We start from the raw sequence: 13,704 nt of genomic DNA on the forward strand, positions 1-13,704 counted from the left end.
CTTAGATCAGATACCGGAGATACACATACACGCTCGATATGACCACGGATAGCAGCATCAGCGGGAAGCCGACCTTGAGGTACTGGACGAACCGGATCGGATGTCCTTCTTTGCCGGCCATGCCGGCGACGATCAGATTGGCGCTCGCGCCGATGAGCGTGCCGTTGCCGCCGAGGCACGCGCCCAGCGCCAGGCTCCACCAGAGCGGCTCGAGATCGCTCACGCCCATGCTCCCCATCTCCTGGATCATCGGGATCATGGTGGCGACGAACGGGATGTTGTCGATAAAGGCGGACGCAATGGCGCTCAGCCATAGAATGAGCATCGAAGTCGCGATCGGGTCGCCGCCCGTGAGGTCGATTGCCCGCTTCGCCAGCTGGGCGATGACGCCGGTCTCGACGAGCCCCGATACAAGCACGAACAGGCCGACGAAGAAGAAAATGGTCATCCATTCGACCTTGGTGAGCGCCTGCTCCAGCTTATGCTCACCGGTGAGCAGCAGCAGGAGGAAGGCGCCGGCCAGGGCAACCGTCGCAGATTCGAGATGGAGCATTTGATGGGTGAAAAAGCCCAGCAGCGTCAGCCCCAAAATGATGAGGCATTTACGCAGCAGCTTTGGATCGGAGATAAGCTCTTTTTCGCTCATCGCCATGACGCCTTGTTTCAGCTCTTCGGTCGTTTGGATTTTTTTGCGGAACATCCAGATGAAGAACGGAACGTAAACGACCATGACCAGAATGGCGACCGGGGCCAGATTGGCGATAAATGCCATGAACGTAAGCTCCGGGACCGCGCTGCCGATCATGATATTAGGAGGGTCGCCGATCAAGGTCGCCGTCCCTCCGACATTGGAAGCGATAATCTGCGTCAACAAGAACGGCACCGGATCGACGCGGAGCTGCCGCGTGATGCTGAAGGTCACGGGAACGATGAGCAGCACCGTCGTGACGTTATCGAGAAAAGCGGAGCATGCCGCCGTGATGAGCGACAGCAGAATCAGAATGCGGATAGGCTCTCCCTTCGCTTTTTTGGCCGCCAGAACGGCGATATATTTGAACATGCCCGTCTCGGCGGTCGTACTCACGATGATCATCATGCCGATCAACAGCCCCAGCGTGTTGAAGTCGATATGATGGATCGCCGTCTCCTGATCCACGATGCCGAGGACGACCATCAGCAGTCCGCCGATCATGGCGATGATCGTCCGATGAATCTTCTCCGAGATAATAAGGGCGTAGATAACCAGGAAAATGCCGATTGCCCAAATCGCTTGCTGTTCCATTCAGAATCTCCTTTTCACCGTATCAGTCTTGCGCCTCCGTCGCAGGCATTAACGGTCGGCCGTCCATTCTACGCTCTGCAGTAAACGCTGCTTCATGAGCTCGAGCACAAAGTCCACGTAATAATCCTTGCGGACGATAATCTTGTACTCATGGTCGGGATAGTGGTAGAACAGCACGTCCGTGTAAACGCGGTTCTCGTCGAACTCCTGCCGCACCCGCTTCAAGCCCGCTATTATCGAGGGATCGTCCGCAGCGAGCACGATGCGGAACTCCACGTCATTCTCGTTCGCAGATTCACTGATGCGCAGCGCCGCTTCGTCGTAGCCATAATTCAACATGGCGTTTGCCCCCTTGATTCTAGATTAAATAGCGTAGGTAGATATATACGCTCGATAAGACGATCGACAGCAGCATAAGCGGGAAGCCGATCTTAAGGAATTGGACGAATCGGATCGGATATCCTTCTTTGCCCGCCATGCCCGCGACGATCAGGTTCGCGCTCGCGCCGATGAGCGAACCGTTGCCGCCGAGGCAGGCGCCCAGCGCCAGGCTCCACCAGAGCGGCTCGAGGTTGTCGACGCCCATGCTGCCCATCTCCTGGATCATCGGGATCATGGTGGCGACGAACGGGATATTGTCGAGGAATGCGGAAGCGATCGCGCTGAGCCACAGGATCAGCAGCGAGGTCGCGACCAGGTCTCCTCCCGTCAGATCGATCGCCTTCTTCGCGAGCTCGGCGATAACGCCCGTCTCGATGAGACCGGACACGAGCACGAACAGGCCGACGAAGAAGAAGATGGTCATCCACTCCACCTTGGCGAACGCCTGCTCCATCCGATGCTCGCCTGTGAGCAGCAGCAGGACGAATGCGCCGGCCAGGGCAACCGAAGCGGATTCGAGATGGAACAGCTGATGGGTGAAAAAGCCGACCAACGTCAACCCCAGCACGGTCAGGCACTTGCGAAGCAGCTTCGGATCGGAGATGAGATTCTTCTCGTTCATCTCCATGACGCCGCGCTTCAACTCGTCCGTCGTTTGAATCTTTTTACGGAACAGCCAGATAAAAAGCGGCACGTAGGCGGCCATCACGACGACGGCGACCGGCGCCAGATTGTTGATGAAAGCCATGAACGTCAGTTCCTTGACGGCGCTGCCGATCATAATATTGGGCGGATCGCCGATCAAGGTCGCCGTCCCCCCGACGTTCGAAGCGATGATCTGCGTTACCAGGAAGGGCACCGGATTGACGCGCAGCTGCCGCGTGATGCTGAAGGTCACGGGAACCATGAGCAGCACCGTCGTCACGTTGTCAAGGAACGCGGATCCGACCGCGGTAATGAGCGACAGCAGGACCAGGATGCGAACGGGCTCCCCCTTCGCCTTTTTCGCCGCCAGAACCGCGATATACTTGAATACCCCCGTCTCGGCCGTCGTGCTCACGATGATCATCATGCCGATCAACAACCCCAGCGTGTTGAAGTCGATATGATGGATCGCCGTCTCCTGATTGACTATGCCGAGGACGACCATGATCAATCCCCCGATCATGGCCACGATCGTCCGATGGATCTTCTCCGAGATAATAATGGCGTAGATGACTAGAAAGATGCCGATCGCCCAAAGCGCTTGCTGCTCCATATGACCCCTCCCTCATGCAATTCATGGAAATAGAATGTCCGCAACCGTCCGGCGTATGCCTGACACTCCATATGGAGAGGCCGAAAAAAGCAAAGAGAAGCCCCCCAGATGGCAGGCTCCTCCGATGAATCCGATATGCGGTTACTGCCTATTTTAAACCACGGCCCAGCGATTGTAAACTCGATTGCCGTCTCTAGGCCTCCGGATAAACGATCCGCGCGTCTCCCCAGTCGGCATGATCCCAATCGCCGCCGGCGATGCCGTTCGTTACGACGAGCTTCAGCTCGCTGGCGCCGCTGATGTCGAGGTCGATGAGCTGCGTGTCGGAGGTCGCGGTCATGACGCCGCTGTCGAACGCCTTGACCCCGTCCAGCCACACCTCGAAGCTCACTTCGCCGTTGCCGTAGGTCTCGTCGTCGACGCCGACCGCGGATTGGAACCGGGCGTAGGCGCCGCCGACCGTGTAGACGATCGTAGACGCGGCGTGCGTGCCGAGCCCCTTCGCATAGACGACGTCGTTCAGCGTGATCGGCTTGCCGTCGGACGACTTGTCGCGCTGGACGTTGCCCCAGCCCGCCGTGCCCGAATCCCAAGCGTAGTCGCTCAGATACACGGTGGCGGACGCAGGCGGCGTGAGCGTCGCGACGGCGGGATCGCTGGCAGCCGAACGGTTGCCGGCCGCGTCCTTCGCCTTCACGGTAAACGACTGCGAAGTGCCGGGAAGCAGACCTTCCGCGGTGTAAGAGGTCGCTGCGGCGCTCGTCGTGCCGACCAGCGCGCTGCCGCGGTAGATCTCATAGCCGACGACCGCCTTGTTATCGGTCGACGCGGTCCAGGAGAGGCTCGCGCTCGTGCCGGTGACCGCGGTCACGGCGAGACCCGCCGGCGCCGTCGGCGCTTCGGCGTCCGGCAGCTCCGTCGTTACGGCGAGCGGCGCGCTGGCGTCGGAGACGTTGCCCGCGGCGTCGCGCGCGCGGAGCGTGAAGCTGTAGGCCGTGGCCGGCGCAAGTCCCGTCACGGTGAAGGCGGTCTCGCCGGGCGCAGTCGAGCCGGCCAGCGTGCCGTCGCGGTAGACGTCATAGGCGACGACGCCGACGTTGTCCGAGGCCGGGCTCCAGGTCAGGCTGACGGCCTCGTCGGTCTTGGCCGAGACTGCCAGGTTCGCGGGCGCGTTCGGCTTCTTGGTATCGGGAGCGCCAGGCCGAACCAGGATGATGCGCTCCTTCAGGTCGGCGCGTCCCTCATTGTCCCAGACGACGAGCGTCACCCGGTACGCGCCGGGCTGATCGTAGACGAAGGTCGGACGGGACGAAGCGCTCGGCAGCCCCGTGCCGAAGTCCCACAAATAAGTTGCGATGGCGCCGTTGTCCTTGGACTTGCTGACGAAGGTCGCGGGCTCTCCCACGCGCACCAGCAGCGGGCTGTCGAAGTCGGCGGTCGGCTTGGCGTTCGCGAAGCCGCGCGAGGACGGCTGCGCGTTGCTCTTGTTGCCGTACACGACGTTATTCGCCCACTCCAGATGCTGGGCCGCCGCCGGGTACGGATCGATCGCGACGTCTTTGTTGCCATAGATGACGTTCTTCGTAAAGCTCAGCCGGTCGACGCCCGGCGCGTCCGTGATCTCGATCCCCTTGCGGCCGTTGTTCGCGATCAGGTTGCTGTCGAACGTCAGATTCTGCGCGTTGCCGTGGATCCGCACCCCGTTGCCCTCGTAGCCTGGGTAGGCGGCCTTCGGATTGCCAAGCTGCGTGTCGATGAAGCTGTTGCGGTAAAAATATTGGAACTGCTCGGTCTCCGATCCCGCCCCCTGCAGCTGCATGCCCCACATGACCATGTTTTTGACGACATTATAGCCCCACAGCTGATGCCCGGTGCCCGGCGATTGCTGGATGCCGACCTGCTGGCCGCCGTCGACCACATTGTCCGTCGTCACGGCATTGTCGGCCATGATCTCCAGACCGATGGAGCCGACGCGGCCGTCGGTCGGGTGCACGACGTTGCGCCGGACGGCGATCGTCTTGGATCGGACGGCGCTGATCCAGAAGTCCACCTGGTTGTCTTCGATGATGGAATTGTCCACGCCCGTATGCAGCTCGATGGACAGCCCATGCTCCTTGAGCCCCGATCCCGAGATCTTGTTGCCGCGGACGACGGCCCCCGGGCTGTCGTCGTTGACGAAGATGCCGCCGCGGCCGGTATTGGAGATGACGTTGCGCTCGATGAGGGCGCCGGACGAACCCCAGCCCGCGCGCACGCCGGCGCCCCAGATGGAGCCGACGCCGATATTGGAGATCTTGTTGTCCGCGATGCGGACCTTGGTCGAGCCGACCGCGTAGAGGGCATGCGGCCCGAAGCCGTCGGTCGCCGCGAAGTCCTTGACCGCGAGACCGCTCAGCTCGTTGCCGCTGCCGCCCTCGGACACGGCCGCCGACATCACGACCGTGCTGCTATTGCCGTCGAGCGTCATATTTTTGACGGATGCGCCCGTCACGTTGTACAGGTAGAACATGTACGTATCCGCGCTGTCCACGTACTTGACGACCGTGCCGCTCTGGGACTGCCCGCGGATCGTCACGCCCGACTTGCCGCGCACCGTGCCGCCCAGATAATACGTTCCGTTCGGGATGAGTACCGTGTCGCCCGCCGAGGCGGCGTCGATCGCCGCCTGAATGCCCGCGCGGTCGTCGAGCGCGTCCGAGCCGCTCGCGCCGTAACTGGCGACCGACAGCGTAGCCGGTCCCGCCGCGCCCGCCGACAGCGGGACCGCCGTCCATGCCAGCACCAGCGACATGCCGAGTCCGAGCGCCATTTTTTTGGATACTTTTCCAGTGGAGATTCTAGTGGAGGTTCTAGTGGAAGGATGAAGCTTCATTTCTCAATTCCTCTCCTTCACGCGGTATGTACGGCTCCTGGGAGCCGTCGTCTCCATCATGCAGGAAGGGCGGCCGCGCTGTTTACTGCACAATGTTCGAATTGCTCGCCCGAGCGGCTGTTTCTTTTGGGAATCGATGTGATTTATTTGAATTCTGATCGTATCCGCGCCTTCTTATATGCGTTATGCTAGATTCGTCATTGTATAAAACAGGTAAAAATGTGCGAACTTCTTGTACACTTTACACACGAGAGGAAGCGAGCCCATGAACAAAAAAATCATCGTACCGATCATCGGAGCCGTCTTTTTGCTGGGCAACGCGGCCGGCATCTTCGCCGCTTCGCAGTATCAGGCGGTCAAGGCCTATCTGTTTCCCGCGCTCAAGGTGGAGCTGAACGGTCAGGAGGCGGCGCCGGTCAAGGCATTGAACTACGAGGGAACCTTATACCTACCGGCCAAGTCGCTCTTGTCCTATTACGGACTGAACGACGCCTTCGAGTATGACAAGAAAAACAATACGCTCAAGATGGGCGGCCCGATGTACCTGCACCTCCACCAGCGATTCTCGCCGCATATGTACCAGGTCGTCATCAACGGGAACTGGCGCCCTTCCATCCTCACAGAGACACGGAAACTGTACAGCAACTACTATATGGGGGTCGACTTCTCGCTCGTGAGCGCCGTGAATACCGATCTGGACGCGTACGCCAAGCAGGCGCTGAACGATCAGTTCAAATATCTCGACTTGGGCAAGGCGCGCGCCGTTCGGATAGGCGGGGCCGATGCGCTGCTATACGACACCGCTTCGAACGACTCGATCGGCCGGCTGGCCATTATCCAGAGCGGCGAAGACTTCGTCACCATCGAGTTTTTCGTGGACAAGACGAGACACACAGCAGCGGACTTGAAGGAATTCGATAAGATCCTGGACAGCTTCAATATCCAGTAGGTTACGGGGAGGCGGGGATGATATGAGGAAATGGCTGCTGTTGCCTCTGTTGTCGGTCGCGATCGCGGTTGCCGGGTGTACCTCGCCGCTGTCGCTTAAATCCTACGTGAACGACGGCGACTCGATGTCTCCTACCCTGAACGACGGGGACAAGATGATCGTCAGCACGGATCTGTCCAAGGGGATTAAGGCGGGCGATCTCCTGATCATCGATGTCAACGGAAAGGAATACTGCAAACGCGTCGTCGGCGCCGCGGGCGACCGGATCGAAGTAAAAGAAGAAGGCGTATATGTCAACGATCGGCTGCTCTATAAAGCCGACTACATGCCTGATGACGCCATCAAGCCGGCGATCGTACTCGCTGAAGACGAATTCTACATGCTCGGCGACAATATCGACAACAGCCTGGACAGCCGCGTATACGGACCGGTCCGTCGCGATCAGGTCATCGGGCGCGTCACGAAGATTAAGCCGAAGAAATAAGAGCGAGGAGCGCGTCATGAAGCTACTGTTCGTATGCAGCCGCAACAAGTGGAGGAGCCTGACGGCCGAGAAAATATTCGAAGGGCTCGAGGGCTATCAAGTGAGGTCAGCCGGAACGGAGGATGCCGCGAGAATTAAGGTGAACGAGGGTCATGTCGGGTGGGCCGATATGATCTTCGCCATGGAGAAGAAGCATGTACATCGGCTGCAGGACAAGTTCCCGCACCTGCTTCCAGGCAAGAGGATCGTCTGCCTCGGCATCCCCGACGAATACGGATATATGGATGAGGAGTTAATCGAGACGCTGAAGACAGGCGTATCGGCGTACATTGAACTGCCGTGAAGAATGAAGGACAGGAGGCAATCCAGCTCATGGCTCAGGAAGCGGTCATCCGGCAGTTGGCTGAAGAAGGCGAAGCTCATGATTTAAATGCGGCATTCTCCAAGACGTATCCGTGGTATCGTCCAGGCGATTACTATGCCCGATGCTTGGAGGAGAACCGCCAAGGCTTGAGGATTACGTTGATACCCCGCGTGGACGGCAATCTGGCTGGATGCTGCCATCTGCTGTACCGGTCCGATTATCCTGGATTCGCCGAGGCGGGCATACCCGAGATTAACGCCCTGGACGTGTTCCCGCCCTACCGAAGATTAGGAATCGCGAGCCGCATGCTGCAGGAACTGGAGGACATCGCTTCTCTCAGCTCACCATACGTAGGATTAGGCGTAGGGCTGTACCGAGACTATGGACCGGCGCAGATCTTGTATGCCAAGCGCGGCTACGTATCGGACGGTCTAGGGATCATGTACAAAAACCGGACGGTCGCGCCCGGCCAGACCGTCACCGTCGATGATGAACTGTTGCTTTATTTGATCAAAAATCTCGCGCGACCGGGTCTAGGCTAACTTCTTAACGACGGTACGATCAGTCCATTGCCGATCAGATTGGCGGATACCGGCGCGCGGCCGATCTCCCTGGCCCATACGGACAGCTGGCCGATATGATGGATCTCGTGCGCGACGGCGTGCCGCATGACTTCGCCCCAGGCAAGAACCTCAGGCGTACCGTCCGAGCGAACGCCATGCAGCGGCCGCGTCTCCATGGCCGGTTCCCAGGCAGCCACGAACGCCTCGACGTCTGGCCGCAGCCTGCGGTCCAGCGCTCGCACCTGCTCGAGCGTGCCGTACATCTCGAACGGATCCTGAAAGTCCGCTTTGTCCTGCAGCAATTGAATCCAGCTGTACTCCACGTCCGCGATATGGAACAAGGTCTTCAGGATGCCGCCGACGCCGCCCGTGCGCGCCTTCAGCAGTTCCTCGTGGGGCACGCCTTCGCACCATTCGTACCATTGCTCCCGGACGATCCAGTTGTACCGGAAAAAGGTTTGCATCGCGTACCTCCCGCATTGAATCAGTCTAAGCCTGACTAGAAACGACTCTATTCTATCACAACCACTCTTCTAATGAGGTGTCCCATGGATCAAGGCGTCATTCAACGAGCTAGAACGTTGGCGGAGCAGCTTATCCGCCAGGCGGGCGCCGTCGCGCTGGAGCGATTCGACGATATCGCCGAACTGACGGACAAAGACGAATACGGAGACGTCGTCACGGAGGTCGATCATCTCGCGGAAGCAATTATCCTGCCGGGCATTCAGTCGATTTTCCCGGAACATGCCATACATAGCGAGGAAGCGGGAAGTCTCGGCGGGGAGAGCGACTGGCTGTGGCTTATCGATCCGCTGGACGGAACCAACAACTTCGCGATCGGCCTGCCCGTCTTCACGGCGTCGATCACGCTCATGTATAAGCGCGAACCCGTGCTCGGCGTCGTCTACGAGCCGCTCACCGACAGGCTGTTCGTCTCCGCCGCAGGCGCAGGCGCGTCCGTCAACGGCAAGCGGATGCAGGTCAAGCCGGCCGCACGGCTCTCCAAGGCCAATATCGGCTGGATTCAAGGCCATGCCGTGCGCAACGAGCCCCGCGCGGTCCGTCTGCGCCATCACCTCGACGTCAGCTTCAAGCGCATGATGCGGCTATGGGCGCCGACGCTGCAGTGGTGCATGCTCGCCAAGGGGGATATCGGCGGGATCGTGCTGTACCAGTCCGAGGGCGACGATCTGTACTCTGGCATTCTGATGGTCAAGGAAGCCGGTGGCGTCGTCGTAGACTATGAAGGCCGGCCGTTCGCCGGCATGCGCGAGGAACCCTGCCTGATCGCCTGCCACCCGGATCATATGGACGAGCTGTTGCGGACGGTGCGGGCCGGATTGTCCGATTAAAGGAGGAGACGTCGCGGAGCCGCCGGGACAAGCGCGAATTTTATCGGTCGCTGGACGAGTTTTTTGACGAATCTGTCGGACTGCCAAGAGGGGTGGCCTCATATACTTCTGCGATGCGATACGATTCGCCTATGCGGGAGGAATGAATGATGGCTATGCCGGAAGCGTCGGTGCTGCAGACGTCGGTGCATCAGATGCCGGTGCTCCAATCGCCGTCTCTGAATTTATCGGCGGACTCGAACCAGAAGGTCAACTACGCCAAAAACGAGCAAAACTTCGTGACGCAGCTTTTCGCCGAGCAGTTGCCCGCCGTCAAGACCGGTTTCTTTAACGTCCACATGAGTCAAGGCGTCGTGGTCTCGCCGCACTGGCACACCAACGCCACCGAGCTCGTCATCCTAATTAGCGGAGAAGTTCAGACATCAGTCTTCAACCCGTTCACGCAGCAGCTCATGACGTACCGGCTGAAGCCCGGCCAGGTATCCCAGTTTCCGATGGGGTGGTTCCACTGGATCGTAGCGCTGACGGACCATACGTATCTGCTGACGATCTTCGACGTGCCGACGCCGGATATCGTGCTCGGCGGGGACTTCCTGCGGGTGCTGCCGCCCGAGGTCGCTGCCCGCGCGTACTGCGTGAATCCCGCTGCTTATGCCCAGGCCGTCGCCCCGATCCAGAAGCCGGTCGTCATCCTCGGCCCGCCGCCGGGATGCTCGCCGGCGCCGGGCGCGGTCCAAGGCGCATCCGCGCAGCAGGGAGCCGGGTACCCGCATGCATCGGCGCAAGGCGCGGCATCGCCGGGGCCTATGTATCCTGGCGCCATGCAGGGCGTGATGCAAGGCATGATGCAGGGCGCGATGCCCCAAGCTCAAGGCATGATGCCCCAGGCCGCCATGCCTCAGGCCATGATTCCTCAAGCCATGATCCCTCAGAGCGTCATGCCGCAGCAGCAGGGATCGGCGCCGCTCCCCTATCCCCCCGGCTCAGGCTGGAGATAGGCGCGCGAGAGCGAGCCCTTAGCCCTTTCGCTTCCCGCAGGGAAGTCGGAAGGGCGTTTTGCGTGCGACGGCGCTTCTCCCGCGACCCTCGTCTCTCTATAGGTGCTTCTTGAAAAACGCAAAGGCCTTGTTGCCCGAGAAAGCGTGCGGACCTGGGAATATATCCGCCTCCAGGACGCCGCTCGATCCGGCCGCCTCGTAGATGCTGCGTACTCCCTCGTAGCCTTTATATTGATCATGGAAGTAAAAGCAATCGTCGTACAGCCCCAGTTCAAGGAGCAAGGGCCTGGGCGCGATCAAGCCGGCGATATCGTGCGTATCGAAGTATCTATAGATCTCCGGGATGACCTGGGACCCGCAAAAATTGCCCCGCTCCAGACCGAAGCCCCTGAACGGATTGACGTACCCCGAGACGTCGGCCGCCTTGATCCGGGGCTCGACCGCCGTCGTAAACGCCGTCATCGTTCCCCCGAAGCTTAGCCCCATCATGCCGATCCGCTCGGGATCGACCTCCGGTCTGGTTTCTAAATAATCGATGCAGCACTTGATGTCCCAGATGTTCAGCGTCAACGGATAGGCGCCGAGGATGGAGCCCTTGACGTAATTGAGGTTGCATACGTCCCCGCGGCCGGCGGTATCGTTTCTCTCCCCGAAGCCCCTGAGCTCCGGCATGATCGTGAGGAACCCGGCCTTGGCCATCTGCACGCCGTAGTCGTAATTCATGCTCGAGATCGTGGCTTCCGCCTCGGGGCCGGAGCGGATGCCCGCGACCGGGTTCTTGCCGAGCTCCGTCGGATGTCCGTTGCAGCATATGATCGCTGCATGGCTCCGGTCCGGCTTCATGACAGCTGGCCGCAGCACGATGCAGGGGACGGAGGCATAAGCCTCCGTATCGAAGATGACGCGCTCGCGGATCAGATCGCCGCCCTGCACCGAATATTCGACCTCGGCGGCAAGCTCCACCCGTTCGGGGAAATCGCCCAGCAGCCCAAGCAGGCGGGCGACCGCTTCCTGCCTCCATGCCGCCCATTCGATCGGGTCGGTACCCTTGAAGGATAGGAGCGGCTGCCAGTTCTTCGAGCGTTCAAGCCAGTATTGCGTGCTTCCGAAATGCCGGTTTGCCAATTGCAACGCCTCCGCCCGCATAATAATCGATTGCAGTGTACGAAAGACAGCCCACGCCGCATCGCCCTAAAACGGCAGCCTTGTCGCTTAATTCAGCGTAAGACCGAACTTGCGCCGCCCACGGAACTTCGCTCCACGAGCCGGGGCTGAAGCATGATCTCGCCCGTCTGTCCGGCGGCATCGTTCATCCAATCCATGAGCATGCCGCAGGCGAGGCGCCCCATCTCGTACTTGGGCTGCTCGATGCTCGTCAACCTGGGAGAGACGATCTCGGTAAACTCCAGGTTATCGAAGCCGATGACGGAGATCTGATCCGGCACTTGGATGCCGTGGCTCGCGAGCTCGTTCAATACGCCGAACGCGGTCATGTCGTTGCAGGCGAAGATGGCGGTCGGCATGTCGCCCGACTCGATCAGCTGCCGGGTCATTCGCTTGCCGTTTTCGAATTCCTCGGAGCCGTCCTCCCGCTTCTTGCCGCGTCTTTTCTCCGCGATGACGATACGCGCCTGCGGAACTTGCAGGCCGGCCGAGGCCATCTCGTCCAGGTAGCCCTGCAGAATCTGCTGCCTGCTCGTCAATGTCAGCGGAGCGGTTAGATAGGCGATGTCACGGTGGCCCTGGTCGAGCAAGTGCCGGGTGCCGATCCTGCCGCCCTTGCGGTAATCGAAGTTGATCTGAAACGCTTCGAAATCGGCAAGGTGCTGATCGATGGATATGACCTTCAAGCCGTTCGCCATCACTTTGCGGAGCGTCTCCCGCTTGTTCGAGACCGACGACAGGACGACGCCCCTGACCTGCTTTTCGAACAGCATGTTGAGGTGCTGATCTTCGAGCTCGGGATCGTGCTGCGAGTTGCAGAGCAGGATCTGATAGCCCCGCTCGCTAGCCACTTCCTCGATCCCGGATACCACGCTGGCGTAAAAGGGATTGGTGATCGACGGTATGATGACGCCCATCGTGGAGGTTTTGTTCGTCTTTAACTGCCTGCCGATGCTGTTCGGCACGTAATTCAACGCGTCTGCGGCTTCTCGGATGCGCTTCGCCAGCTCGGCGCGGACCGGATATTTGCTGTTGCTCAATACGCGGGATACCGTAGCGGCCGATACGTCGAGTTTCTTGGCGATGTCGTAGATCGTGGCGGGCTTGTTCAGAGGCTGGTCCTCCCCGATCTTCCGACATCCTCGGCAGGCAAGCCGGCAGCGGACCCCGAATCCAGGTGCAGCGACCAGTCAGGATGAAGCTTCAATATCGATGCGGGAACGTCGGGCGTCGGCGCGTCCGCGGCGAGCGTGCGACCCACGGCGTCCGCCTTGACCGGATGAGGGACGCAGGAGATGATCTTCCGGCAGCTCAAGATGCGCTGCACCGTCATCGTGATGGCCGATTCCGGTACGTCGCCGAGCCCGGCAAACCAGCCTTCTCTCACTTGCTGTTCCTTGCATTCGTTCGTCAGCGCCACGACTTTATAGGCAGCATCGGCCGCAAAGTCGGCCGGCGGGTCGTTGAACGCAATATGCGCGTTTTCCCCGATGCCGATGAGACCGAGGTCAAAGGGCGCCGCCTCGGCCAAGCGTTCCAATCGCTCCAATTCGAGGAAGGGTTCTTCTTCCCCGTCGACGTAATAAGCTGCTTTTAATGCAACCTTGGAGACAAACCGTTCGCGCAGATATTTGCGGAAGCTTGCAGGATGCGACGCCGGCAATCCGATATACTCGTCCAGATGGAACATCTCGACGCTCGGCCAATCCACCTTTTGCTCCAGGAAATGCTTGAAAAACTCGAATTGCGATGCGCCTGTGGACAGCACGATGCGAGCGCTTCCCTTTTCGCGAACGCATTGACCGATCCAGTCCGCCGCTTCTTCCGCCGCACGCTTGCCTAATGACTCCGGATCTTCATGTACCAATAATCGCATCGTCACTCACTCCAATCATGGCATACAGCAATCGATTGCTATAAATTCATGAGGATCTGCTGTTCCCATCATGATAGCATCGAATATTATTGGCAGCAATCGATTTCTATCTGCCCGTACGCAACGGCATCACCGCGCTCCTGTCTTCCTGGCGAGGCCAT

14 protein-coding genes are annotated in these 13,704 nt (G+C 59.8%); 6 read left to right on the forward strand and 8 right to left on the reverse strand.

What is annotated here, in order from left to right:
* Position 1 precedes the first annotated feature (1 nt).
* From PQG80_RS19105 to PQG80_RS19120, 4 genes are all read right to left on the reverse strand, one after another.
* Positions 2-1,282, reverse strand: a complete 1,281-nt coding sequence (locus tag PQG80_RS19105; RefSeq protein WP_271753046.1) for an ArsB/NhaD family transporter — start codon at positions 1,280-1,282, stop codon at positions 2-4.
* 48 nt (positions 1,283-1,330) lie between these two features.
* Positions 1,331-1,621, reverse strand: a complete 291-nt coding sequence (locus tag PQG80_RS19110; RefSeq protein ID WP_271753047.1) for a hypothetical protein — start codon at positions 1,619-1,621, stop codon at positions 1,331-1,333.
* A 19-nt stretch (positions 1,622-1,640) separates the two neighbouring features.
* The gene (locus PQG80_RS19115; protein WP_271753048.1) at positions 1,641-2,921 is read right to left on the reverse strand and encodes an ArsB/NhaD family transporter; all 1,281 of its coding nucleotides are present in this window, start codon (positions 2,919-2,921) and stop codon (positions 1,641-1,643) included.
* 193 nt (positions 2,922-3,114) lie between these two features.
* A complete protein-coding gene (locus PQG80_RS19120; RefSeq protein WP_271753049.1) occupies positions 3,115-5,793 on the reverse strand; it encodes an NPCBM/NEW2 domain-containing protein in 2,679 nt (892 codons plus the stop codon).
* Positions 5,794-6,058: 265 nt separating this feature from the next.
* Between PQG80_RS19120 and PQG80_RS19125 the strand changes: the two genes are divergently transcribed.
* Genes PQG80_RS19125 through PQG80_RS19140 form a run of 4 tightly spaced genes read left to right on the forward strand, consistent with a single transcriptional unit; the run spans position 6,059 to position 8,132 of the window.
* A complete protein-coding gene (locus PQG80_RS19125) occupies positions 6,059-6,742 on the forward strand; it encodes a hypothetical protein (RefSeq protein ID WP_271753050.1) in 684 nt (227 codons plus the stop codon).
* Positions 6,743-6,764: 22 nt separating this feature from the next.
* Positions 6,765-7,226, forward strand: a complete 462-nt coding sequence (lepB, locus tag PQG80_RS19130; protein WP_271753052.1) for a signal peptidase I — start codon at positions 6,765-6,767, stop codon at positions 7,224-7,226.
* Positions 7,227-7,242: 16 nt separating this feature from the next.
* Positions 7,243-7,569: a low molecular weight protein tyrosine phosphatase family protein gene (locus PQG80_RS19135; RefSeq protein WP_271753054.1), complete on the forward strand. Its 327-nt coding sequence runs from the start codon at positions 7,243-7,245 to the stop codon at positions 7,567-7,569.
* 29 nt (positions 7,570-7,598) lie between these two features.
* On the forward strand, positions 7,599-8,132 hold the full coding sequence (locus tag PQG80_RS19140) for a GNAT family N-acetyltransferase (RefSeq protein ID WP_271753056.1): 534 nt from the start codon (positions 7,599-7,601) through the stop codon (positions 8,130-8,132).
* Here PQG80_RS19140 and PQG80_RS19145 read toward each other — a convergent pair.
* A complete protein-coding gene (locus tag PQG80_RS19145; RefSeq protein ID WP_271753058.1) occupies positions 8,129-8,617 on the reverse strand; it encodes a DinB family protein in 489 nt (162 codons plus the stop codon). The genes PQG80_RS19140 and PQG80_RS19145 overlap by 4 nt on opposite strands.
* A gap of 84 nt (positions 8,618-8,701) precedes the next feature.
* Here PQG80_RS19145 and PQG80_RS19150 point away from each other — a divergent pair, with 84 nt between their 5' ends.
* Together PQG80_RS19150 and PQG80_RS28865 are read left to right on the forward strand one after the other, a co-directional pair.
* A complete protein-coding gene (locus tag PQG80_RS19150) occupies positions 8,702-9,505 on the forward strand; it encodes an inositol monophosphatase family protein (RefSeq protein ID WP_271753059.1) in 804 nt (267 codons plus the stop codon).
* A gap of 149 nt (positions 9,506-9,654) precedes the next feature.
* A complete protein-coding gene (locus PQG80_RS28865) occupies positions 9,655-10,503 on the forward strand; it encodes a cupin domain-containing protein (protein WP_334219831.1) in 849 nt (282 codons plus the stop codon).
* Positions 10,504-10,599: 96 nt separating this feature from the next.
* Here the strand turns inward: PQG80_RS28865 and PQG80_RS19160 are convergent, their stop codons facing one another.
* The 3 genes from PQG80_RS19160 to PQG80_RS19170 all read right to left on the reverse strand — a co-directional run bounded on the left by PQG80_RS19160 (position 10,600) and on the right by PQG80_RS19170 (position 13,543).
* Complete coding sequence (locus tag PQG80_RS19160; protein ID WP_271753061.1) at positions 10,600-11,628, reverse strand: alpha/beta hydrolase family protein; 1,029 nt, start codon at positions 11,626-11,628, stop codon at positions 10,600-10,602.
* A 92-nt stretch (positions 11,629-11,720) separates the two neighbouring features.
* Entirely contained in the window at positions 11,721-12,857 is a 1,137-nt protein-coding gene (locus tag PQG80_RS19165; protein WP_432432775.1) for a LacI family DNA-binding transcriptional regulator, read from the reverse strand.
* Positions 12,776-13,543 (reverse strand): 6-phosphogluconolactonase, encoded by a 768-nt coding sequence (locus tag PQG80_RS19170; RefSeq protein WP_271753062.1) that lies wholly within the window; start codon positions 13,541-13,543, stop codon positions 12,776-12,778. Before PQG80_RS19170 ends, PQG80_RS19165 begins: the two co-directional genes overlap by 82 nt.
* Positions 13,544-13,704 lie beyond the last annotated feature (161 nt).

Source organism: Cohnella rhizoplanae, from assembly GCF_948329515.1.
GTDB lineage: Bacteria > Bacillota > Bacilli > Paenibacillales > Paenibacillaceae > Cohnella > Cohnella rhizoplanae.

Coding starts and splice junctions, on each gene's coding strand:
- PQG80_RS19105 (WP_271753046.1), bottom strand. CDS start 1,282: ATGGAACAGCAAGCGATTTGGGCAATCGGCATTTTCCTGGTTATCTAC.
- PQG80_RS19110 (WP_271753047.1), bottom strand. CDS start 1,621: ATGTTGAATTATGGCTACGACGAAGCGGCGCTGCGCATCAGTGAATCT.
- PQG80_RS19115 (WP_271753048.1), bottom strand. CDS start 2,921: ATGGAGCAGCAAGCGCTTTGGGCGATCGGCATCTTTCTAGTCATCTAC.
- PQG80_RS19120 (WP_271753049.1), bottom strand. CDS start 5,793: ATGAAGCTTCATCCTTCCACTAGAACCTCCACTAGAATCTCCACTGGA.
- PQG80_RS19125 (WP_271753050.1), top strand. CDS start 6,059: ATGAACAAAAAAATCATCGTACCGATCATCGGAGCCGTCTTTTTGCTG.
- lepB (WP_271753052.1), top strand. CDS start 6,765: ATGAGGAAATGGCTGCTGTTGCCTCTGTTGTCGGTCGCGATCGCGGTT.
- PQG80_RS19135 (WP_271753054.1), top strand. CDS start 7,243: ATGAAGCTACTGTTCGTATGCAGCCGCAACAAGTGGAGGAGCCTGACG.
- PQG80_RS19140 (WP_271753056.1), top strand. CDS start 7,599: ATGGCTCAGGAAGCGGTCATCCGGCAGTTGGCTGAAGAAGGCGAAGCT.
- PQG80_RS19145 (WP_271753058.1), bottom strand. CDS start 8,617: ATGCAAACCTTTTTCCGGTACAACTGGATCGTCCGGGAGCAATGGTAC.
- PQG80_RS19150 (WP_271753059.1), top strand. CDS start 8,702: ATGGATCAAGGCGTCATTCAACGAGCTAGAACGTTGGCGGAGCAGCTT.
- PQG80_RS28865 (WP_334219831.1), top strand. CDS start 9,655: ATGGCTATGCCGGAAGCGTCGGTGCTGCAGACGTCGGTGCATCAGATG.
- PQG80_RS19170 (WP_271753062.1), bottom strand. CDS start 13,543: ATGCGATTATTGGTACATGAAGATCCGGAGTCATTAGGCAAGCGTGCG.